Below are 21,589 nucleotides of genomic sequence, written 5' to 3'. Positions count from 1 at the left end.
CTCTGAGCCGTCTTTTTTGTTATCCTATTGTCCCTACTGCCTTATTAACAGAAAATAAACAAACTAATCCAAGATTGGTGGCGTATTAGCTTCAAGCCAGTAGTCCACGAATGCCTGAATCGTCTTTTTTAGTTCGTGAGCATCCATCGGCTTTACCAGATATCCATTTGCGCCCTTTTGGTAGCACAATTCAATATCCTTGGGGTTTGATGATGTGGTAAAAACAACGATGGGAATTCCCTTGAAACTCTTGTCTTGCTTGAGCCGATCTAAAATTTCACGGCCATCAATACCTGGCAAATTGAGATCGAGCAAGATCACAGAGGGTCGTAATGCTACTTTTGAGTTGGGTAGGTCTTCGCCCTTAGGGTAGGCATCGTTCCCCAGTTGATAGAGGAACTCTAAAACCTCATCCCCATTAGTACAGCGATGTATGGGGTTCTGGACGGACATACGCCGCATCAGACGTTGCAGCATCCGAAAATCTTCATTGCTGTCCTCAACAACGAGCAGCGGTTCATGAAGTTTTTTTGTCATTCGTGGTCTTAAAAGAACTTAACAAAAATACATATTTAGTCATTATCTTAAACTATTCCAGCGTGAAATAGAACATTGAGCCAACGCCTACAGTAGATTCAACCCAAATTTGACCGTTATGAAGCTCAACAATCTTCTTAACAATAGCTAGTCCTGCACCTGCTCCTCCACCGTACTTTTCCTGGGAGTGGAGCCGCTTAAATAGTCGAAAGATAGTTTCTAGGTGATGCTGTGGAATTCCAATACCGTTATCTCGGACATAAAAGGTAGGGGATTGGGCATAGGAAGAGGCAGAGGGGCGGGGAGCAGGGGGCAGAGGGGAAAACTCTTCTCCCTTGCTCCCCTGCTCCCCTGCTTCTTCATCTAAATAGCCAATTTCAACCCATTGCTCTGCCTTATCGTTGTATTTGAACGCATTACCAAGCAGATTGCTGAAGACTTCATTAACGAGAACTCGGTCACACAAAACTGTTGGTAAAGACTGAGGAATGCGAATATCCACAAACCGAGAGTCTTGACGACTAGCACGAAAAACATCAATTACTTGGTTGAGTAATTCATTGAGATCAGTTGCTTGCAAGCGCAGTTGTGCTTGTCCTAACTGCGAGAGTCGCAGTAGAGCATTAATCAGAGTTTCCATGCGTACAGACAAGGATACTACTGTTTGCAAGCACTCGATTCCGTCATCATCTAATACTTGGGCATAATCTTCTAGCAGCACCGTCGAAAAGTTATAAATGCCTCGCAAAGGTTCCTTGAGGTCATGAGAAGCAGCGTAGGCAAAGGATGCTAATTCTTGGTTGCTGCGCTCTAATTCCAAGTTGATTTTAGCTAATTCATCCGCTTTCGAGAGTACAATACCAACGATCGCATTACTCAGAGCGATCGCACTGTCAAGTTCGCAAGCTTTCCAAGGTAGAGAAGTCAATCTAACCGTTTCTTGCCATTGTTCAAAGGATTTTCGTGGAGATAGAGTCAGGCTACCATCTGCTTGGGCTTGAATTGATTCCTGTGGATTTCCTGCCCAGTGTACCGTTTGGAGAACTTCAGGGCGAAACCAAAGGATGTAATAGCGCCGGACTTTAGAAATCCGCAGTAGCAACAAGCCACTAGCAGTATCTTTAAATATCAGCGCCTCTGGGTAAAGCTTGGGCAAAGAATCAGTGGAAAACAGGTTGTCACTAACTTGAGTATCCGCCCATTCAATGAGCGCCCGAACTTCATCAAGATTCGGTGTTGTCCCTACAAGGGTAATTTCATTATCCAGACAAACCGCCGCTCCAGAGGCACTAACAAAATCGAGCAAGCGGATTTCAGGTTTGATTAGAGCATCGATAAAATTGTCTGCCTGAGAAATGGACTCAAGGAACTCAGACTGTAGCGATTTGAGCTTTACTTTATAGTCCCATTCCGAGTTACTAATTTTGTGCGCTAACTCTGAAGACACAATCTGTCCCAAAAATTCGCACATCTTGCGGACTTCGTAAGAAATATACTTCGGTGTTTGATGATGGCAGGATATTAATCCCCAAAGCTTCTGCTCTTGAATAAGCGAAATCACCAAAAGAGCCTTTACTCCCATATTTTCATGATATTCGGCACAACACCAATCAAAACTCCGTAGCACAGAGTAGCTTAAGTCAAGATCCTGATGTGTTGTTGGATTTTCCGTTGGAACTACTTTGACAGGTTCGGCAGTCAAATCGGGGAGAAATCGGAGAAAGCAGCGCGTGTATAACTCCCTAGCCTGCGCTGGAATGTCTGTAGCGGGATAGTGAAGTCCTAAATAAGGTGATAAATCTTCCCGTTTGACTTCTGCAACAACAGAACCCGCTCCTGACTGGTCAAATTGATAGACCATCACCCGATCAAAACCGATGATTTTTTGAACTTCTTCAGCCACCAAATGCAAAAATTCTACCAGATTGGATGTGCTTTGCATTTTAGCGATCGCTTCACTTGCCAAACTATGGAAGCTTAAGAAACTCACCTCAGATTCAGAGTCTGTCGGTTCTAGCTCCAGAATCACAGCCCCTTCTGTACGATGAGCAATAGCATCAAAGTATCGTTCTCTAGTTAACGTCACAATTGATACTTTAAAACCATTGGCACTACCAATTTTTTTCACCAAGCACTGCTTGACAGTTTCCACTTGCCGAGCATCAAGCAAATAGCTCAAGGGCTGACCGAGCAAATCTTCTGGCTCTTTGCCCAAATATCCTTGGGTATTGTTGCTCACTTGCATTATCTCTAGCTGATTACTGAGTGCCAGTAGAACGCCATGAGGTTGAATAGAGCCAGGTATGTGAATAGGTTTGCGATCGTGATTAGTCAGAGCAGTCGCTTGGGCAGTAGTATCTTCAAACTGGCTCATAAATGAACTTATGTAAAGCTGATTTTTACAATAGCGCAATTAAATGTCACATTTCTTTAAAAGTATATGCCGATAAGTATGAATGCGATCGCATACATCTGTGCTTGTTACGGTTTTTACAGTAAGTAGAGGCAAATAATTAGAAGATGGTGTTACGGCTTCCGTAAGGCACTGAAAACCTGAAGTAGCCTATATCTAACTTTTACTTAAGAGACTGGCTGTAAAAAAATATTATGTATTTTTTTGTGAAAGAAGTAATAGCAGTATTTTAAGTATCTGTAGGCTCATGAGTTAATATAGACACATATTTTCCTGTATAACCGAGAATTTTTAGTGTAATTTTTATCAATAAATCGTAGTATTTATTAAAAATATCTATTTTTTCGTAAATATTAAAATCAGGAATCTCTCCTTGATGAAATAGTGGATTACGAATAGATTCTCTTAAAGTATCTTTCATCATCTCACTGGGAATAAATCGTAGATAAGAATTTACTTTATTTAACTTTTTTTGAATATTATCTCCAATTTTATCCCGTGCTAAACCTTTAGATATCAAGTATTTTAATAAGAGATATTCGTAAGCCATAAGCATTGTTGCCAGTTTAAGATTGATATGTATTAATTGATTTATTTCTGCAATAAAGATAATAATTATATCTATACATATTTCACGCTGGCAAGCTTTGTAATTTTGATAAATCTCATTAAAAGCATTAGGTATCCCTTGTGAAATTTTAAAAATATATATTACAACTACAACTAGAATATTAGATGAATACAATAATAATCAAATAAAATTGTAACCTAAGTTTATACCAGTAATTACCACACCATCTTGGGAATGTACTTATGGATGCTTGTTTGTAGCTTTTTTGTAAGTAACTTACAAAGTATGGTATATTCAAAGTATATACGCCAAATAGTCCGAAGTACACGCGTGAAGCTCCGAAAGTTTTATCTTTGGGTGTGTAATTCTCTAAGAAAGCATTTTGAGGTAGTTATGACTACAGTTGTTACTAAGTGGGGAAACAGCCTAGCTATTCGACTTCCGAAAGCTTTGGCTGAACAAGTTAATGTAAAAGAGGGGACAGATATAACTTTCAGTGTCTCAGGCAATAGTATTGTAATCACGCCGCAGCAGCGAAAAAAATATACGCTTGATGAATTATTGGAAGGTATGACTCCAGATAATTTCCATTCTGAAATAGATACTGGATCTGCTGTGGGGAATGAAGTTTGGTAGTTAAACCATACGTTCCAGATAGGGGTGATATTGTCAAGTTAGACTGCGGAACTACAAAGCAAATTACGGCTGATTCGATCCGACGTGTATTAGCACTGAGAACATCAGGAATGTCATTTGAAGATATTGCTGAAACACTTAATGCTGAACTAAAACCTCAAGGGCGTGAGCAGATGGGCTATCGTCCTTTTTTAGTTATGTCGCCATTAAAATACAATCGAATGGCTTCTATAGTTCTAATTTGTCCAATTACTAATCAAAAAAAAGGTCTTAACTTTGAGGTTCCGCTTCCTGACGGAATGATAACCAGTGGCGTGGTGTTAGCCGATCAGATCAAATCACTGGACTGGAAAGCTAGGAAGGTTTTGTTTGTAGAGAAAGTTGAAGAGGATCTAATTGAAGAAGTGCAAGCAAAAATTGAGCCTCTCATTTTATAAAGACCCAAATAAATTGCACAGACGTAATTAATTACGTCTGTTCCAATCAAATAAAAATCATCACATGCAGCAATGCAACGCCAATATCCAACATCCAAAATCCGAAGCTGACTATGGTGTTGGGGAGTTTTTTTTTGCGGGGTTGGCTCCTTTAATATCCAGCAATTGTACTAATTCAGTTGTATTCAATGACTTGATGAGACTCAAACCAAGCGACTTACTAGAAATGCTTTGAGCGTAGCCTGCATTAAGGTAAGGGATGTATTGTGACCTTTCTGCAACATAGGTTTGGAAGAAAGGTAAACTCAAAACATTCATGTAACGACGCGCTTGGGAAGCATCACCAATCATATCGGCAGGTAATGCTACTTGTTGATTTGCAGGGTTGCCATTACCAATGGTGGAAAAGTGAGTACCACCAACAAGCATGACGAGATACTTTTGTGAATTTGCAAACCAGGAAAAAGGTAAAATTTGCTCGGATAAGGCTGGTGCAACTGTATCATCACTACTGCTGACAATCATCACTGGAGTTTTAATTTGGCTTAAGCCAGCTTTGCCGAAAATAGAACTAGTAATGGGATTAACTGCGATCGCAGCTTTTACTCTCTCATCCCGCAGGTTATAATTCTTGTCGGACTTGCTAATCCTCAATTCCAAAGCCCGACACTGGAGCAGTAAAGACATATTCCAGGTATTTTGCAGTGCTGCTGGTTGACAGTCTTGTTTTAGCTGCTCAAAGTTGATTTTAGCGCCTGCTAGGGCTAAGGCTGTGTAGCCTCCCAAAGATTGACCAAGTACTCCGACTTGTTGCAGATTTAACCGACCTTTAAACCGTGAATCAGATTGATTACCTTTTTCCAATTGATTCAGTATATATGTTACATCCAAAGGCCGGTCTTTAAATTCGCTTGGTTCTGCTACTTCAATGGCGTGTCCTTTTAAGAGAGAACGCAATTGTTTCGCATCACTACCAGGATGATTGGGAACGGTGACGGCAAATCCGTAGGAAGCTAGATGAGTGGCTAAATATTGAAAGTTACTGCTGTCTAAACCCAAGCCGTGAGAAATCACAATTACTGGTACAGCATTCTGGACATTGGGAATGTAAACATCAGTTACTAAAAGCCGATTACGAGTTGAGTCGAAAAACTTCAGGGTGTATTTTTGCGACTTTAACTTTCCCGGAACCTGTAAATCGGGCAATTTTGAGAAATTTGGTTGTGAAATGGCCGCAGCTTCTATTTTAGACTTTTGGGAAACTGCTGCGATCGCCCGATGGGTTTGGTTAACAAGTTTCTCTAATTCCGTAGCTATTTCCAAAGTCTCTGCGACATCAAGGCGAATGCTGCTGGTGGGATATTTACGCAACACATTCAAAAGTGTCAAGCCTCCCGATTCTCCAGAAGCTAAAATTAGTGCCGAACGCAAAGCAGCCAATCCTGGTTCTGGCTGAGGAGATTTGGTTATAATCACTTGCGCCAACCGATGCAGCAAAAATTCTCCTTGCGGTGTGTAGAGAAGTTGCGAAACTACAATCGGACTAACTTTCACACGATTAAGCAAAATCCGCCGCAATTCTTGAAGCTGTTGTAGAGGCAGATATTGTTGATAGGCTGCCAAGTCTTCGTTAATTACACCTGTTTTGGCATAGTCTTCTAAAGTGGTGACTGATATGGAGAGTTCCAAAGCTGAATAAGATGCATAAATCCGCTCTGCTGCCACGACAGAATTACTAATTCCAAACGTTGGCAGCACCATTGAAAGAACCAGCAATAGAGAATTTTTTCTTAGGGTGCTGGCCCAATTACCAAACAAACTATTCATCGCTCAACTATTTCGGTGGTCTGGTTTTATCAGGTGTTGGCTTTGGTAGTTATTCGGGCGCCCTGCTTGGTTTACTTAAAGTTATTAGCCTCAATTTTATCAAAACAGAATTTAGGAGTCAGGAGTTATCATTCAGGATAAATTATCTATGACTTGCGAATGTAGCTTGCTTAATATCAGGGGTATAAATGGGTTTATAATCTCCACCAATTCTAGGATTTAGTAGTTAATAAGAAAGTAGTGGTTCCCAATCCCCCAGTAATTGATTCTGACTCCTGAATTCTGATTTTTGAATTCTTCTTCAAGGATTTTTTCGGCTATAAGGTCAACAATTTAATCCTACAGAGTCACACAGATAGACAAAGTATCCGGCTGACTTCAGTAGCTTGCCTTCACTATTAAATCATAACAAATAAAAAATACTCTGCCTCAGTGTTTATGTTGTAGCTTTGAACGTGGCAAAAATTCACTAGATGAAAAACTTAGTAAAAATCCTGAAACTTATTCCTGTTAATCAGCTTTTCCCAAGGCGATCGCTACTGAACCTATGACTACTAAACCCGCTCCTAATATTGCGATGAAAGTGAAGTGTTCTGGTGGTATCCAAGAAGGTGCAATAACTGATACAACTGCGACTGCTATTAATGTCACAATGGGAGCTAAAGCTAATACTGCACTCACTCGTGATGCTTCCCAATGTTCTAATGATTCGGCAAAAGCACCATAAGCAATTAAAGTATTCAAAGCACAAAAAACCAATATTCCTAAATGGAAAGTATCAAGTATAAAAAGTGATTTTAATCTGGCTAGAGGAGTGAATAATAAAGCACAGCCCCCGTAAATAATCAGCATAATACTAGGGGAAGATAAAGATTGTAATAGCTGCTTTTGCGCCAAAGCATAAATAGCCCATGCCGCTGCTCCTAGCGCAATCAAGACACTACCTAGTATATATGTGCCATGCGCTGTAATTAAATTCGTTAGTTGTTCACGAAAAAATAAAAGATAACCGCAAGTCATTACACTTATACCAATCCATTGATACAGCCGATAACGTTCTTTAAAAATCACTAACCCTCCTAAACCTAATAAAAGGGTAGATAATTGAATGAGAACTTCAGCGTTAGCAGGTGATGTTAGCGCTAAACCTTGCATGAACAGAAAGTAATTAATCCCTAAAAAAAGTGTAGCGATCGCTAATAATTTCCAAGAAGCAGAATGCAGTTGTTCTAACTTTGGTAATTCACCACGTATTCCTAAATATATAGCCAGCAGTAAAAATGACACCAAAAAGCGAAACCAAATTACTGTATAAATATCAAGTGCTTGGAGAGTTAACGTAAGAGCAATAGGTAAAATTCCCCACAAGAAAACTGTCAATAGCGATAACGCTAGCCCTAAGCGCCACCGACCAGAACTTTGATGTAGTGACATTCAAATATCCTATACAAAGTAGGGCTGATAAAAACTAAAACATATCTAAATTTTATCAAACTCTTGCTGAGAAAGTATCTTAATAACTTAAGTGAATGCAAATTCAATATAGAACAGCTTATCTACCCTACTCAATTTATTTTTAGTCCGAAGGAGGTGTTTTTTGTTCACACAAAATTCGTAAATCGCGTAATGATTTTACATGAATATTAAATTTCAAACTTAGTCGTAAATGTATAATTTCTCTCGGTGTTCTTTTTTAACAAAATAACTATGGGAATTATACCCATAACAAGCTTAGTAGTTCTTCTTACCAGCTTATCAATTTTCTTACTACTGACCTCAAAAGGTAGATTTTTGCTCAAATCTTTGATGACAAAGATAAAGCGGCAAGAGTGGAGATTCAGATATAGCAAGCTTAACTACCTAAGATCAAGATTTTCAAGGACTATAACAATAGCTGCGATTATTCTAGTAGCAGTAATAGCTGGAAATACTGTATCGGCAGAGGTTACGGGGCCGCCTCCAGTTTCGCTCAAGAGCGTATCTGTTCCAGAACCTGATAATCTTGGGGACTTTGTAAAAGACAAAGTAGCTGCAATCAAGTTAGGAAAGACTCTTTTTTGGGATATGCAGGTTGGGAGCGATGGAAAGACTTCCTGTGCTAGTTGTCACTTCCATGCTGGAGCCGACAATAGATCCAAAAATCAGATCGCTCCTGGGCTTTTAAGGGTTAACGCCGATGGTACAGAGAATCCAGATTCAGTTTTTAATGTAGGCGGGCTACCAAACTATCAGCTCAAACCAGAAGATTTTCCCTTCCACAAGCTGTCAGACCCAAACGATCCCACGACTATCGTATCTGACCGTAACGATGTCAGTTCTTCTCAAGGGATCTTCAATACGAAGTTTGTGGATGTTACACCTGGTAATGCAGAAGACAAAGTTACAAACGAGCCAGATCCGGTATTTAACGTGGGAGGTATCAATGTGCGGCGTGTCGAGCCGCGTAACACGCCAACCGTGATTAATGCCGCGTTCAACTTCCGCAACTTTTGGGACGGAAGGGCACAAAACATCTTTAATGGGGTGAATCCCTTCGGTTTAAGAGATCCTAACGCCGCTGTCGTCAAGGCAGTAACCCCAAATAGTCTAGAATTTGTGAAAGTCAGCCTGAAAAATTCGTCTTTGGCATCCCAAGCAGTTGGGCCGCCACTCAGTTCCTTTGAGTCGTCCGCCAATGGTCGCACTTTTCAAGAAATTGGTGATAAATTCGGGCGAATTGACAGAAGATCCCTCAGCGTTGGTAAGGGTAAAAAGCTCCCCCGAAAACTTGCCAAAAAGTTATTACCTCTGAGACCGTTAGGTAAACAGATTGTGCATCCACAAGACAGTGTTTTAGGTAAAGATAGTAGATCGCCTAAACCTGGACTTAAGGATAGAACCTACACTCAGATGATTCAAGATGCCTTCAAGCCTGAGTGGTGGAAGTCTAATCGACTCATCCAAGTTGACTCTGAAGGTCAACGAACTTTTGTCAAGAGACCCGATCGCTCTTTGCAGACTAATGAGTATACATTGCTAGAGTACAACTTCTCGCTATTCTTTGGGCTGGCAATTCAGCTGTACGAGTCTACCCTGATTGCCAATGATACGCCCTACGATCGCTTTTTGGAAGGAAACACCAGCGCCTTAACCGCGCAGCAGCAACGAGGCAAAGGACTGTTTGAGGGCAAAGCTCTGTGTAGTGCTTGCCACAGTGGATTAGAATTAACAGCTGCTTCAGTGAGCAACGTAGCTAAAAACGGACGAATCAAACGTGCGCCGTTCGGTCCCAGATCCCCTGAAGATAATGGTTTCTTCAATATCGGTGTCAGACTGCCCACAGACGACCCCGGTTTGGGTGGTAATGATGGTTTGCAGGGTAACGGTCAAGGTAATCCGCTTTCAGAAGCACGATTGGCTCAGTTGGGTAAATTTAACGATCTCCTTGGTGAAAACCCCCCAATCCTTACTCCACCTTTGAATTCCAGTGAAACTGTGCTTGCAAACGGATCTTTTAAAGCACCTGGACTTCGCAATGTGGAACTAACTGCTCCCTACTTTCACAATGGAGGTCAGGCGACTCTAGAGCAAGTAGTTGATTTTTACAATCGGGGTGGTGATTTTGGAGCACTTCCGCCGCTAAATCTGTCATCAGAACAAAAACAGGAATTGGTCGCCTTTTTAAAAGCGCTGACTGATGACCGAGTTCGGTTTGATAAAGCGCCCTTTGACCATCCACAATTGTTTATCCCTGATGGACATGTGGGTAACTCTAATTACGTTGTTAATGACAGCACTGGTAAAGCTAAAGATAGCACAATAGAAATTCCTGCTGTTGGTAGGAATGGTAATAGTGGCACACCAAATTTCCTGAGTTAATCCCATTTCACGAAATACTTGATACAGATATAGGACTCATGTTTGATTTTTGAAATATACGTAGGGTGCGTTATGCCTCTGGCTAACGCACCATCCGAAGGCTTTAGTGCCCTACTCTCGCCGATAACACACCCTACAGATACTTAGATTTTTTCAGAAATCAAATCGGATTCCTATAGATATGTAGGGATGTACAGCTAGCTGTATGTCCCTATTTTTGCGATTTCAGCAATTTTAAAACCTCGTTTCCAGCCTCTGGCTGGAAATGCTATTCATTGGGCCACTGCGGCAAGTCTTGAGGCGGAGCCTCCTATAGGCATTCCCAGTCTCCGACTGGGAACGAGACACAAACGCGATTAATCGCGTCTCTACCCACTCCCTATTGACTAACGAGTGCGTAGGCGTAGCCCGCCGGAGGCATCGCCAACTATCGGTTCTATATTACTAACTTTGCTTTGGCTTAGGTAATTGTAGACTCTGCGAGAAACTTCACGGACAAAATCTCCAGCTCTGCGATCGTAGTTTGGTCTTTGCACCAAAACACCTGCTAAATAGCTTTTCCCGTTGGGCATTTCAATAATACCGGCATCACCAATGATAAATCTCAATGTACCAGTTTTATGGGCGATCGTAGCTCCCTTACCAATACCAGCTGGTAGCAAACTATTAGTTTTGACACGGCGCATAATGCCTAAAACTTGATTCCGGCTGTTTGGGGATAGCAAACGATTGTTAGAAACTAACGCCGCCAATCTGACCAAATCTTTGGAACTAGTTGTATTTGTGCCAGCGATGTCTGGAAGTAGATGGCGAACTGCTGTATTTGGCAATCCCCAGTTACGAAAACGTTGGTTAACTTTTGCTGCACCACCCAAACGATCGAGAACCATATTTGTTGCGGTATTATCGCTAATCGTCATCATCAAGGTAGCAGTTTGGAGGACGCTAAATTTAGTTCCAACGGGTTTGTATTGCATCGTTCCCGATTCACCAACCCTTAAATCGCGCCGCATCACTAATTTATCTGTTAGTTTAATTCTCCCAGCGTCTATTTCTTGGAAAAGAGCTACTAATAAGGGAAATTTGATTGTACTGGCAGCAGCAAATCTTTTTTCGCCATTAATATCTATATAGTTACCTGTATCTAAATCTAAGAAAAATATTCCAGGGTTTAATGATTTATAAGTTGCTAACAAGGCGCGAATTTGAGAAGTGATACCCTGCATTTCTTGACCAAGATTTACAACTCCCGCAAATGTTGAAGCATCTGTGGAATTGATGGCAATATCTTCTCTATTTTCCCCAGAAATGTTATTGCTTTGGCGGTCAAATGAGTTGAATTTTACAATCCAATGGGAACGAGAATCTCCTTTGATGGATAGATTACGGGAAGTAATATGATAACCTGGAGCTAATTCTATGACAAAACGAGTTGTTTTACTGTCCAGTTTTCCGATCCGAATTTCTTTGATCGCATTACCAAAAGCTTTTTTAACACTATCTGAATTAAAATTAGTTCCAGGCAAGTCAATTACCAATCGATTAGGATTATCTAATAAAAAGGCTTTTGGTTGAATTCCAGAAGTTGTAGTTAGGTGTAATTGGTTTTGCTTAGAGTCAAAATACCAAGACTGTAATCTTGAGGCTTTAGCTTGTCCTGCAACTAGAAGCAAACTGCTTAAACCGATCGCAAGTAAATGTGATTTCATGTTGTGATTGTAGGTATGCAACTATGTAGCAACTAATCAACTTTACCTTAGATTGTTTTCTGACGATCATACTGAACTTCCGGACAAAAAGCATAAATCCCATTGAGTTATTTTTTTGATGATGAGTAAGTAGAGATCATCCAACTTTATGGTTCGTAGTTTGTGCTATCTTCGCTCAAACGCAAACTACAAACTTTAATTGATTCATATCTACTTACTTATCTAGGATTAGATAATCTGATTTATCAAAAAAAATCGCTGGTATCTATCTTTATGATGTGAATTGACAACAACACAAATTGCTAATCTAGCGGAACGACGATCTAATGATTGATTATGTTTCCAACTTATGTTTTGCGGATTGGGGAGCGTTGGGGATGTGAGTTGAGTAAAAACTGGAGGCACAATAGTTTAATCCTTTCCCCATTACCCCTTAGGGACTTCCAACTAAAAAAATATCCTATTGGTGTGTAGGCAGGGGGGCAGGCTTGCCGTGAGCGTAGCCGAACGGGAGCAGGGGGCAGGGGGAGAAAGAAGAATATTATCTGAGTAAATTGGATAATTTATTTTCTGGAAGTCCCTTAATCCCCAGACGGGGCCCCACCTTCCCCACTCCCCTTAAAAGAAATCAGCCATCCAAGGAGAACTACCTGCAAATATTTGTGTGGCTGCTGAAATAGCGGTTTGTGTCCCATGCAGTTTTCCGGCTATCTGCAAATGGTAGGGAGAAAACAAACTTGTATATAGTGGTGCTAGTTCTCGGACATCTAGCTGCAACTCACCCTTTCCACCTTTTGTAACTTCACCACGTCCATTGGCAACAGAAAGAATAAATTTACCATTGTTTGCATCTAGCAAATTATCTTGAATCTCTAGGTGCAGTTCAGCTTGAATTCCTGATGGATAACCACGCATCTCCAGCGCCTTGACTACATCTACTACCCGCAGCATCCAACGCATAGTATGTCTGAGCTTGGCAGTTTGCTCTGGTAGCAGCAATGTCAACGAATCGCTCACAGAACTCCTCCATCGCACGTGGTCAATTTGGGAGCGATGACTGGCAAGAAAAGACCAGAATGATTGTGCAGCCCCAACTGTGAGAATTACCCAATCTTTAATCCGCAAAATTGCACCATCTTCTGTTGAATGTTGACTAAAGAGGATGTAGCCTTGGGGTTTCTCTTTTGTACCGATAAAATACGCGTAAAATATTTCTTTATCATCTGGTTGGATTAAGCGCTCCCAGATTGCGGGATGTCGGTCTAAATATCCATGCGTTAATCTCGCCTGCTGCTGATATAGTTCATGAAAAACTTCATGATTGAGCGGAATTATTGGTTGCAAAGGTAGGGGTTGCTCTCGTACTTGGATACTCTTAGTCGGAACTTCCCAATTACACCAGCTACCCCCCTGCTCATACCCGACTTTTCGGTACAAGCTTTGAACTGCTGGATAAAGAGCAGAGAGCGGTATACCTCTAGCATAAAGTTCCTTGAGGGTGTGTTCCATGAGAGCGATCGCAGCTCCCGATCCGCGATACTCTGGAGCAATGCCTACTGCGGCAATTCCTGTCATTGGTACACGCTCACCACCCCACCACTGACCCATATCCAGAGTTGCCAATCCACCAACTAATTGCTCCAATCCCCGAATAATGCGGAAATTTTCTACGCCGATCAGGTTGATATAAGCTTCCTCGCCACCTAGTGCACTGATAAAACACTGCTCAAAGATAATCTCAAGCTGCTTAATATCCTTTGGATGGGCAAGAGTGCTGTATTCAAATTGAGCCGTCATCTCTCGTACCATTGGTAGTGCAAAATCACAATCATACTACAGCAGACGTTGCCCCAATGCTTCACCAACTAGCTTGAAATTGGGGACTTGTACTGAGCGAATGCGAGTGCGTCTCTACGAGAAGCCCTTGGCGCAGCCTCTCCAAGAGTTGTATTGGGGATTGGGGAAGAAAAATTTTCATGTGTTTTGATGTACCCAGTTTATGATGGCTATTTAGTACAAAATGATGGAAAAAAACATCTCATTCCATCAGTCTAATTGAATATACAGCTAGGGGTATGGCAGTGTTCATTGGTGTGAATTTCAGCTTAAAGCAATTCACAAATTACATTTTTATCGCAGCAACCCTGATATAATAAACTCATCGGAGTCCCGACTTGGGATGTAGTAATAGATAATCTCTTCATAGAGATAGGAAGCTTTTTCCTTCAGCAATTTCATAGCTATCAAGCTCCAGAATCATGCTCCTAATCAGGCTAAACTATACTACTGCGCGTTCGGTTTTAACTTTCGGGACACTTACACTTATAAATTTATCTGTTAATGAGTGGCTTCAGGATTGTTTCTTCCATTCATAGAGCGTGGTGCACCGCCCGTCAGTTGCTCTTAACAAACCACTTACAAAAAATATGTCAAGAAGTTGGATTTACCTCATCCTAGCAATCCTCTTTGAGGTTTCAGGCACAACTTGCATGAAGTTATCGCAGGGATTTACTAAAACAGTTCCTTCGGTATTAATATTTGTCTTTTATGGATTTTGTTTTACTTTTTTGACCCTTGCTCTCAAAAGACTTGAAGTGAGTGTGGCTTATTCTGTCTGGGCTGGATTGGGAACCATCTTAATCGCTATCATTGGTATTATGTGGTTTCGTGAATCTGCCACACTTATCAAACTTTTGTCGATCGGTCTAATAATAATAGGGGTAATTGGCATAAATGCAAGTAAATAAATTAAACAAGTATGAGTTCACGAAAGCCTCTTTGGATTCACAGAGAAAAGCATAGATATGTAGTGCAAAACCGGAGAATTTACCTGTCATCTCCGGACTTGTGTTATGTCACTCCGATCGCTGCTCGTTAGAATCTCTTCGCGTCAGCCTAAACAATCAGTTTTTAAGCGGACATGAGATTAGATATCGCCTCAAATAAAAAATACCCCGTCAATGTTAAAATAGACGAAGTAAATAAACCAAAACTGATCATTCTGCTTGTTGCTGTTGTAGGGAATACACCAGCAATTTTTATTGTTCCGTTAGCAGAGCAAAATGAGCAGACTTAGCTAAATGCTTTTAAAAGTATAGTAAACCTCGGTAAATATAGCCCACAAGTAATTGACTTTTAATACTTTAGCAGAGAACATCAAAGTCATGTAGCCAAATTGGCAAGTTTTTTATACACTGAGGCGTAAAAACATTGCTCAATAGTATCAATTTACAGCAATTTTCACGTGATTCAACCATCGGATAGAGGTGCTACAGCTAGCTATGCACCCATACGAGGATTGTGGTTTAAATAGATGAAAAAGGCTGTAATCCGAGCCTATTAGCTCAAAATTTATTAAACCCAGCAGAACGACGATAAAGTAACCAGATAAACAGTGGTGAACCCAGCAACGCAGTGACGGAACCTACTGGTAGTTCTACTGCTCCTAGTCTAGAGAGTAAATCTGCAAAAGTTAGTAACCATGCACCTGCAAGGGCGGAAAGTGGTAAAACAAAGCGATGATCTGTACCAACGATGAGGCGGACACCGTGAGGGACAACAAGACCAACAAATCCAATCAAGCCACTGATGCTGACTGCACCTGCGGCTAATAGAGTGGCGACACCACCAATTAACAGGCGCGATCGCGTCAACGAAACCCCCAAACTCACAGCCAAATCATCTCCTAAAGCCAGCACATTTACCGATCGCGCCAGCAAGCATCCCCCTAGCAATGCAAGAATGATGTAAGGGCCAGCCGTAGCAATTTCTTGCCAACCCCGTCCATTAAGACTACCAACCAGCCAACTAAGTGCAATTTGAATTTGACCATCTTCAGCTAAAAGCAGCAATGTACTTTGTACAGCACCTAATAAAGAACTCACTGCCACTCCGCCTAAAATCAACCGCTCAACTGAAATTCCTGACCCCGCACGACCCAGCAAAATAACGATCGCTGAAGTCAAAATAGCTCCCATCCACGCTGCTAAAGGAATTGCGATCGGGAATATTTGCCACACGATCATGAGAGTTACAATTAATCCTGCACCCGCTGAAATGCCAAGAATAAATGGATCGGCAAGACTATTGCGTAACATTCCTTGCAACAGCGCTCCTGACATTCCCAAGGCTGCGCCGACGATGAGAGCAGCGGTAATGCGTGGGAGACGCAAATCCCAGAGAATTGTCTGTTTAACCGGATCGCCTTCGCGGAGAATGGCTTGCCAAAATTCCGACATACTTAAAGGTACTGCTCCTTGAGAAAGCGACAACGCTAGCGTTACCACCAGTGCTGCACTCAGGAGTAAAACAGCCCAAAGTACCCGGTGTTCAGTAAAAATTGTCTGAAATGGTCTAGTCAAATTCCGGTCTAGTATTTTCATTCAGGGTAACTGAAACTTTAGCAGATTTCAAAACCCTTCGTTTGTATGAAGGGTTTTAACATCAGTCAACAGGTTAATTCGGCACAGTGAAGAACCACTGGGTTTTTCAACAAGCCCATCTCCTGACTGTTCTAAGCGATTCTTGTAAACTAATCATGCCTTGAAGCGTCAGGCATAATTGCTTCCTGAAGATTTACGCCGCTGAGGTTAGCTCCCCTAAGGTCGGCTCCTCTAAGGTTAGCTCCTCTGAGATTCGCCCCTGCCAAATTCGCGCTTCTGAGGTTAGTCCAACTCAAGTCAGCTTGACTCAAGTCAGCTTCACTGAGGTTAGCCCGCAACAGATATGCACCACTTAGGTGAGCCTTGTTCAGATTAGCTTTGTACAGATCAGTTTTGTAAAGATAAGCTCCCAACACCTCCGCCTCGTACAAACTTGCTTCGCTGAGGTCAGCCGCAATCAAGTTAGCTTCAATCAGGTTGGCAAAAGAGAGATTAGTCCGCATCAGCTTTGCTGCACCCAAATCGGCATCTTTCAAGTTAGCGCCTCTTAAGTCAGTGCCAATCAGATTAGCATTTGCGATCGCAGCGCCTCTAAGATCCACCTCACTCAAGTCGGCTCCAATCAAATTGGCATGACTCAAATCTGCCTGCGTAAGTATAGCACCACTCAAGTTAGCAACACTGAAGTTTGCCGCGCTCAGGTTAGCTTCAATCAAGAAGGCTTTGTAGAGGTTGGCACTACTGAGGTCAGCACCACTGAGGTTTGCTCGCACGAGTAAAGCATTACCCAAATCCACTCTTCTCAAGTTTACCCCCTGGAGGTTTGCGCCTCTGAGGTTATCGCCTTGCAGATTCGCGGTACTGAGGTCTGGTTCAATCTGGGGATTTTTCTTTCTCCACTCAATCCATGTAACTGCACCTGCTTTCAGTAAAGCTAGATGCTCTCGATTTGCCATTTTCTCTCCTTTACTCCTGACGCCCACCCAAAGAATTTACCCGACCAGCGACACTTTCAATGGCCGTTAATGCTCCCGCCGCCCCTGCTAGAATATCCTGTTCTTGTCCACCTAAGTAAAGCCGTCCAAAGCTACCTACAGCTTGAACTTCAAGAATGTTAATTCTCGCTGCTTTCTCCGCTTCATTGGCAGCCAGTGCAGCATAAGCAGCAGGCTCTACTTCTAATACATATAGTGTTTGTCCTGCTAGTAGTAGCTGTCCCCGGCGCGTGCGATTAATGAGTTGTGTTTGATAAGCATCGATGTTGCGGATAATCTGGCTAGAAATAACACGCGGTTTGAGACATTCTTCTCTTCGGACTCCCAGTGCCGCCAAAATAGCTTGACCAGCAGCACGCGTTTCGCCTTGGGAGCTAGAATGAACTTCCAATAGTCCGTATAGTCGTTCAACTACCTGTACTCCTGGACGGACAGAGGCAGATTTCAGGGCTATATCCGTAATCTTATTAATTTCGATACCAGGAGAGATTTCAATCCACAGTGATGTATCTCCTGGTAATGGTAAGAAGCCTTGGGCTACTGTTCCCATATATGCTGCATGTTGAGGTTGCAGGTTGTCGAGAAATACGAAACTGCGTAATTCTATGCCCAAGATTTTGCTCTCCAGTCGTGAGGATAAAAGTTATCTATATGCAAGATATAAGCGCCTAACTTGACAATATAGGGTATAAAAGAGCGCAAAATCCGTTTAACGGAGCTACACCCGCGTGTATAATCGTAATTATAGAAGCCAATGCTTATTTAGAAGACCATCATTGTCGTGGGATAATATCTACTTCGATCGGACGACATAATTTTTGTTTAACACAGCTGCTTTGTAAACATATTGACCCTTTTACATTACCCCAGTTTTACCCCAAATATTTCCCCAACATCTCCCAACCCCAAGCGTAAGGATTAGATACTAATAAATATGGCTCTTTCTAGCTCAAGTTGTTTCAATAAAGTATTTTCATCCCTATTCTTCCAGTCAGGTAAATAAGCAGATACAAAGCACTTAAACACCTTACCGTGGTTTGGGACAGGCTTGACGGATTTTTTCGGCGCGATCGCCAATGTTCAGGAGGAAGGGCGATCGCGATTTTTCTGGTTGATTTATCAGGTACTAGGCAAGTCTCCTTCAGGTAAGACATTATCTATGCTGAGTACCCACGGTATACCTTTGTCAAGTGGAGAACTAACAGTAATTTTAGCTCTGTTGGTAAACTGTTTCAAATTGTCGGCAAATTGGGGAACAGTTTTCATGATCTGACGATAACTTACCATATTATTACAAATCACGATCAACGTCAAAACGCCACTATTTATTTGGAAATACCAATGGCAACTCGATAACAAAATACGTGTCATGCGATCGCACGCTAAGAAAAAGCTTTTTTTAGTTGCTTCTTCAAGCTGTCTAAATAGTATTTCACTTAGCTTGATTGTTTGGCGTGAAGGCAAATCATCTGGATGCAAGCATGGTTGATTCATAAGATTTTGGCAAGCTTCAAAAGTAACAAAGCTGCGGTAAAGATTGGTGATTTCGGTTTTTTGCAGATTAGAAAAATCTGCTTGCTTGTACTAGCTTTGGTTATTTTTCTTGAGTGACAATCCACAACAAATCTAACCACAAGTGAGGATAATTTTGCTTGATATTTGAGAGTGGGTCGCGCATCAAATTATTAGCATTCAAGCAAACAACCTCAACTAGCCCCACATATTCTGCTACTTCTTTGAGTAGATTTTTTTGTTCTACTACAGCACTAATCAGTCTGTCAGGGCAGTAAATTCCAATGTATCTTGCATGGCGGATACACGTTTTTATATTCGCTCTCGTTAAATAAGGTTTAGGATTGATCGCCTTCACATAACACTGACGTAACAATTCCCATACCTGTGGATGAGCGTGCTCGATAATTACGTTAAATTGCTGGGCTAAGTCTTCTTCGGTAATCATTACTCTCTCCATTGCTTTAGTGCTAAGAACAGTAATCTCATGTCATCTGTCGCATACTTTGGGAAATACCTAATTGTGCAAAAAATTAAAGTAGCAATTCTTTGCTGATGCTATGTGCATATTCACTTTAGTCAAATGGGTAATTTTTCCTCAGGGCAAAATTTACCCCAAAGAACTCTCATTGGTTGGTATGTTTTCTACGGCTTGTATTACTCGCCTATCAAGCATCAAAGCTGAAACTAATCTCTAAAACTGTATTAAATACTACTATTTACCAATTAAGTTGGTAACAAATTATTGCTAGATAAATGCTCTATTTATTGGAATTTGGGGCTTTTAAGCCAAGATAGCAGGTAAAAAGCAAACACTCGCAAAAATAATTTGCGCTTCGCAAGCAAATTGGCAATTGATGTGATAGTCTTTTTATATGGGGAATCAAGACAGCGAAAGCACAAAAAGTCTTCCAAGAGAAATGATATAAACTCAAAGACCAGACTTTCGCCTTGGCAGATGCAATGTTTAAATCCGCTACGGCTTTTTGAAACTAAGAGACAAAGCCAATGAAGCAGGATAGTGACCTCCGTAATAACTTGAAGTCGATTAGAACTCGCTTAGGCATGAGCCAACAAGATTTGGCTAACATCGCTAATGTGACTCGTCAGACTATTAGTGGTGTAGAGTCGGGACTATATGCTCCCTCAGTAGCCATAACACTTCGCTTGGCCAAAGCGCTTGGCTGTCAAGTTGAGGATCTATTCTGGTTAGAGCGGGATTTACCTGAAATTGAAGCCGTTCTTGCCAAACCTGTTCCTAATGGTCAGCAACTACGAGTTAGTGTGGCTCGTGTCGGAGGACAATGGATAGCTTATCCCTTGATTGGTAAGGATGCTTTTCGCCAAGATATGATTCCGGCTGATGGTGAGGGTGAGACTTGCACAGGTACAAATAAAATTCGAGTCCGTCTTTTAGACGATAATCTCGACACACTTCACAACACAGTTGTGATTGCTGGTTGTGCCCCTGTGATTTCACTATGGGCAAGAGCCACCGAACGCTGGCATCCCCAACTGCGAGTCCAATATAACTTCGCCAATAGCATGGCTGCATTGCACAGTCTATGCAGAGGTGAGGCGCACATCGCTGGGATGCATCTCTACGATCCTGAGACTGGTGAGTATAATACTCCCTTTGTTCGAGATGTTCTGGCTGGCAGGGAAGCAGTTCTGATTACCCTTGGTGTCTGGGAGGAGGGACTTTTGTTAAAGTCAGGGAACCCAATGGGAATTAGAACAGTTAGTGACTTAGTGGCTGGGGGAGCGACTATTGTTAACCGCGAAATAGGTTCTGGTAGTCGGATGCTTTTGGAACAAACACTCCAAAAAGAGCAGATACCGTTCGATGCTGTTCAGGGCTTTGACAATATACTCAAAACTCACCAAGATGTTGCTCAAGCTGTAGTCAGAGGAGTTGCCGATGCAGGTATAAGTACGGCATCCGTAGCTACCGCCTTTGGGTTGGGATTTATCCCTCTACATCAGTCACGATATGATTTGGTGATTCTCAAGGAATATTTGGAAGAAGCACCTGTACAGCAGTTGTTCAGTACTTTGGGACATCGGATGGTTCACTCACAATTTGAAATTCTCGGCGGTTACGATATTAGTAAAATCGGGGAAGTTGTAGCGACTGTTTAAAACCCCGCGACCAGGAGAATCCCTTGCTGACTATCTGGTGAGAATGAGGAAATTTCTTCAGTTGACTCAGTTTGAGTTAGCGCAGGTGGCGGGAATTCATTCGCGCTCGATTGGCAAGATTGAGCGGGGGCTGACTACCAAACTCAATCAAAAGACTTTAAGGGGGCTGGCGGTGGCTTTGGGCGTACCTCAGGAGTTTCTCGAAACTGTCTCCAGGGGACAAGAGGTTCAACTTGCCCAAAATGTGAAATTTTGTCCCCAATGTTGGAATCCTAGCTATACTGCTGACCCTATCTGGCAGAATGTTCAAGCTAGGTTTTGCTATCTCTGCGGTATACAGTTACGGGCTAGTTGTGCCAATTGTGGTGAGTTAGTGGTGTCTATTAGACATCTCCAAAATAGTATCATTCTGTGATAAAAGAACATTAGAGAAGTTTTTTGACACATAAATATGAGTGATATACTGAAGCACATTGAAGAAAATCCTAAAGAAACACGGAGGTTAATTGGTCTCGAGTATGAACAGTTACAGCAATTAATCCAAAATGCCGAACGATTAAATTATGAAAA

The 21,589-nt window shown here is 41.8% G+C and carries 19 protein-coding genes; 8 read left to right on the top strand and 11 right to left on the bottom strand.

Features of this window, described 5'->3' with window-relative positions:
* Positions 1-63 precede the first annotated feature (63 nt).
* The 3 genes from RM347_RS32070 to RM347_RS32060 form a co-directional block, all read right to left on the bottom strand.
* The gene (locus RM347_RS32070; RefSeq protein ID WP_322717130.1) at positions 64-537 is read right to left on the bottom strand and encodes a response regulator; all 474 of its coding nucleotides are present in this window, start codon (positions 535-537) and stop codon (positions 64-66) included.
* 52 nt (positions 538-589) lie between these two features.
* Positions 590-2,911, bottom strand: coding sequence for an ATP-binding protein (locus RM347_RS32065; protein ID WP_322717129.1), 2,322 nt, complete (start codon positions 2,909-2,911; stop codon positions 590-592).
* Positions 2,912-3,179: 268 nt separating this feature from the next.
* Positions 3,180-3,695, bottom strand: coding sequence for a hypothetical protein (locus RM347_RS32060; protein WP_322717128.1), 516 nt, complete (start codon positions 3,693-3,695; stop codon positions 3,180-3,182).
* A gap of 219 nt (positions 3,696-3,914) precedes the next feature.
* Here RM347_RS32060 and RM347_RS32055 point away from each other — a divergent pair, with 219 nt between their 5' ends.
* The gene (locus tag RM347_RS32055) at positions 3,915-4,157 is read left to right on the top strand and encodes an AbrB/MazE/SpoVT family DNA-binding domain-containing protein (protein WP_322717127.1); all 243 of its coding nucleotides are present in this window, start codon (positions 3,915-3,917) and stop codon (positions 4,155-4,157) included.
* Positions 4,151-4,594: a type II toxin-antitoxin system PemK/MazF family toxin gene (locus RM347_RS32050; RefSeq protein ID WP_322717126.1), complete on the top strand. Its 444-nt coding sequence runs from the start codon at positions 4,151-4,153 to the stop codon at positions 4,592-4,594. Before RM347_RS32055 ends, RM347_RS32050 begins: the two co-directional genes overlap by 7 nt.
* A gap of 111 nt (positions 4,595-4,705) precedes the next feature.
* On the opposite strand, the gene RM347_RS32045 is transcribed toward RM347_RS32050, so the two are convergent.
* Positions 4,706-6,421 carry an alpha/beta hydrolase gene (locus RM347_RS32045; protein ID WP_322717125.1) on the bottom strand — a complete coding sequence of 572 codons (1,716 nt, stop codon included), beginning with the start codon at positions 6,419-6,421 and terminating at the stop codon, positions 4,706-4,708.
* A 510-nt stretch (positions 6,422-6,931) separates the two neighbouring features.
* The gene (locus tag RM347_RS32040) at positions 6,932-7,855 is read right to left on the bottom strand and encodes a DMT family transporter (protein ID WP_322717124.1); all 924 of its coding nucleotides are present in this window, start codon (positions 7,853-7,855) and stop codon (positions 6,932-6,934) included.
* Positions 7,856-8,128: 273 nt separating this feature from the next.
* On the opposite strand from RM347_RS32040, the gene RM347_RS32035 reads away from it, so the two are divergent.
* Positions 8,129-10,279, top strand: coding sequence for a cytochrome-c peroxidase (locus RM347_RS32035; protein WP_416211878.1), 2,151 nt, complete (start codon positions 8,129-8,131; stop codon positions 10,277-10,279).
* A gap of 386 nt (positions 10,280-10,665) precedes the next feature.
* On the opposite strand, the gene RM347_RS32030 is transcribed toward RM347_RS32035, so the two are convergent.
* Together RM347_RS32030 and RM347_RS32025 are read right to left on the bottom strand one after the other, a co-directional pair.
* A complete protein-coding gene (locus RM347_RS32030) occupies positions 10,666-11,988 on the bottom strand; it encodes a serine hydrolase (RefSeq protein WP_322717122.1) in 1,323 nt (440 codons plus the stop codon).
* Between the two features lie 618 nt (positions 11,989-12,606).
* Positions 12,607-13,785 (bottom strand): GNAT family N-acetyltransferase, encoded by a 1,179-nt coding sequence (locus tag RM347_RS32025; protein WP_322717121.1) that lies wholly within the window; start codon positions 13,783-13,785, stop codon positions 12,607-12,609.
* A gap of 629 nt (positions 13,786-14,414) precedes the next feature.
* Here RM347_RS32025 and RM347_RS32020 point away from each other — a divergent pair.
* Together RM347_RS32020 and RM347_RS32015 are read left to right on the top strand one after the other, a co-directional pair.
* A complete protein-coding gene (locus RM347_RS32020; RefSeq protein WP_322717120.1) occupies positions 14,415-14,735 on the top strand; it encodes a DMT family transporter in 321 nt (106 codons plus the stop codon).
* A gap of 173 nt (positions 14,736-14,908) precedes the next feature.
* A complete protein-coding gene (locus RM347_RS32015; RefSeq protein WP_322717119.1) occupies positions 14,909-15,064 on the top strand; it encodes a hypothetical protein in 156 nt (51 codons plus the stop codon).
* A gap of 268 nt (positions 15,065-15,332) precedes the next feature.
* On the opposite strand, the gene RM347_RS32010 is transcribed toward RM347_RS32015, so the two are convergent.
* The 3 genes from RM347_RS32010 to RM347_RS32000 all read right to left on the bottom strand — a co-directional run bounded on the left by RM347_RS32010 (position 15,333) and on the right by RM347_RS32000 (position 17,978).
* A complete protein-coding gene (locus RM347_RS32010; protein ID WP_322717118.1) occupies positions 15,333-16,370 on the bottom strand; it encodes a FecCD family ABC transporter permease in 1,038 nt (345 codons plus the stop codon).
* A 149-nt stretch (positions 16,371-16,519) separates the two neighbouring features.
* The gene (locus RM347_RS32005) at positions 16,520-17,326 is read right to left on the bottom strand and encodes a pentapeptide repeat-containing protein (RefSeq protein WP_322717117.1); all 807 of its coding nucleotides are present in this window, start codon (positions 17,324-17,326) and stop codon (positions 16,520-16,522) included.
* A gap of 10 nt (positions 17,327-17,336) precedes the next feature.
* Complete coding sequence (locus tag RM347_RS32000; protein ID WP_292785797.1) at positions 17,337-17,978, bottom strand: hypothetical protein; 642 nt, start codon at positions 17,976-17,978, stop codon at positions 17,337-17,339.
* A 435-nt stretch (positions 17,979-18,413) separates the two neighbouring features.
* Here RM347_RS32000 and RM347_RS31995 point away from each other — a divergent pair, with 435 nt between their 5' ends.
* Positions 18,414-18,638 (top strand): hypothetical protein, encoded by a 225-nt coding sequence (locus RM347_RS31995; protein ID WP_334771293.1) that lies wholly within the window; start codon positions 18,414-18,416, stop codon positions 18,636-18,638.
* A 321-nt stretch (positions 18,639-18,959) separates the two neighbouring features.
* On the opposite strand, the gene RM347_RS31990 is transcribed toward RM347_RS31995, so the two are convergent.
* Positions 18,960-19,325, bottom strand: a complete 366-nt coding sequence (locus tag RM347_RS31990; protein WP_322717115.1) for a hypothetical protein — start codon at positions 19,323-19,325, stop codon at positions 18,960-18,962.
* Positions 19,326-19,885: 560 nt separating this feature from the next.
* Between RM347_RS31990 and RM347_RS31985 the strand changes: the two genes are divergently transcribed.
* Together RM347_RS31985 and RM347_RS31980 are read left to right on the top strand one after the other, a co-directional pair.
* Entirely contained in the window at positions 19,886-21,019 is a 1,134-nt protein-coding gene (locus tag RM347_RS31985) for a substrate-binding domain-containing protein (protein ID WP_322717114.1), read from the top strand.
* A 43-nt stretch (positions 21,020-21,062) separates the two neighbouring features.
* The gene (locus tag RM347_RS31980; protein ID WP_322717113.1) at positions 21,063-21,434 is read left to right on the top strand and encodes a helix-turn-helix domain-containing protein; all 372 of its coding nucleotides are present in this window, start codon (positions 21,063-21,065) and stop codon (positions 21,432-21,434) included.
* Positions 21,435-21,589 lie beyond the last annotated feature (155 nt).

It is taken from the genome of Nostoc sp. ChiQUE02 (assembly GCF_034531305.2).
GTDB lineage: Bacteria > Cyanobacteriota > Cyanobacteriia > Cyanobacteriales > Nostocaceae > Nostoc.
This window is presented reverse-complemented; position numbering and strand designations above follow the sequence as displayed.

Excerpts from the sequence above, each read along its gene's own strand:
- RM347_RS32070 (WP_322717130.1), bottom strand. The coding sequence starts at position 537 with ATGACAAAAAAACTTCATGAACCGCTGCTCGTTGTTGAGGACAGCAAT.
- RM347_RS32065 (WP_322717129.1), bottom strand. The coding sequence starts at position 2,911 with ATGAGCCAGTTTGAAGATACTACTGCCCAAGCGACTGCTCTGACTAAT.
- RM347_RS32055 (WP_322717127.1), top strand. The coding sequence starts at position 3,915 with ATGACTACAGTTGTTACTAAGTGGGGAAACAGCCTAGCTATTCGACTT.
- RM347_RS32045 (WP_322717125.1), bottom strand. The coding sequence starts at position 6,421 with ATGAATAGTTTGTTTGGTAATTGGGCCAGCACCCTAAGAAAAAATTCT.
- RM347_RS32040 (WP_322717124.1), bottom strand. The coding sequence starts at position 7,855 with ATGTCACTACATCAAAGTTCTGGTCGGTGGCGCTTAGGGCTAGCGTTA.
- RM347_RS32035 (WP_416211878.1), top strand. The coding sequence starts at position 8,129 with ATGGGAATTATACCCATAACAAGCTTAGTAGTTCTTCTTACCAGCTTA.
- RM347_RS32030 (WP_322717122.1), bottom strand. The coding sequence starts at position 11,988 with ATGAAATCACATTTACTTGCGATCGGTTTAAGCAGTTTGCTTCTAGTT.
- RM347_RS32025 (WP_322717121.1), bottom strand. The coding sequence starts at position 13,785 with ATGACGGCTCAATTTGAATACAGCACTCTTGCCCATCCAAAGGATATT.
- RM347_RS32020 (WP_322717120.1), top strand. The coding sequence starts at position 14,415 with ATGTCAAGAAGTTGGATTTACCTCATCCTAGCAATCCTCTTTGAGGTT.
- RM347_RS32015 (WP_322717119.1), top strand. The coding sequence starts at position 14,909 with ATGAGATTAGATATCGCCTCAAATAAAAAATACCCCGTCAATGTTAAA.
- RM347_RS32010 (WP_322717118.1), bottom strand. The coding sequence starts at position 16,370 with ATGAAAATACTAGACCGGAATTTGACTAGACCATTTCAGACAATTTTT.
- RM347_RS32005 (WP_322717117.1), bottom strand. The coding sequence starts at position 17,326 with ATGGCAAATCGAGAGCATCTAGCTTTACTGAAAGCAGGTGCAGTTACA.
- RM347_RS31990 (WP_322717115.1), bottom strand. The coding sequence starts at position 19,325 with ATGATTACCGAAGAAGACTTAGCCCAGCAATTTAACGTAATTATCGAG.
- RM347_RS31985 (WP_322717114.1), top strand. The coding sequence starts at position 19,886 with ATGAAGCAGGATAGTGACCTCCGTAATAACTTGAAGTCGATTAGAACT.
- RM347_RS31980 (WP_322717113.1), top strand. The coding sequence starts at position 21,063 with ATGAGGAAATTTCTTCAGTTGACTCAGTTTGAGTTAGCGCAGGTGGCG.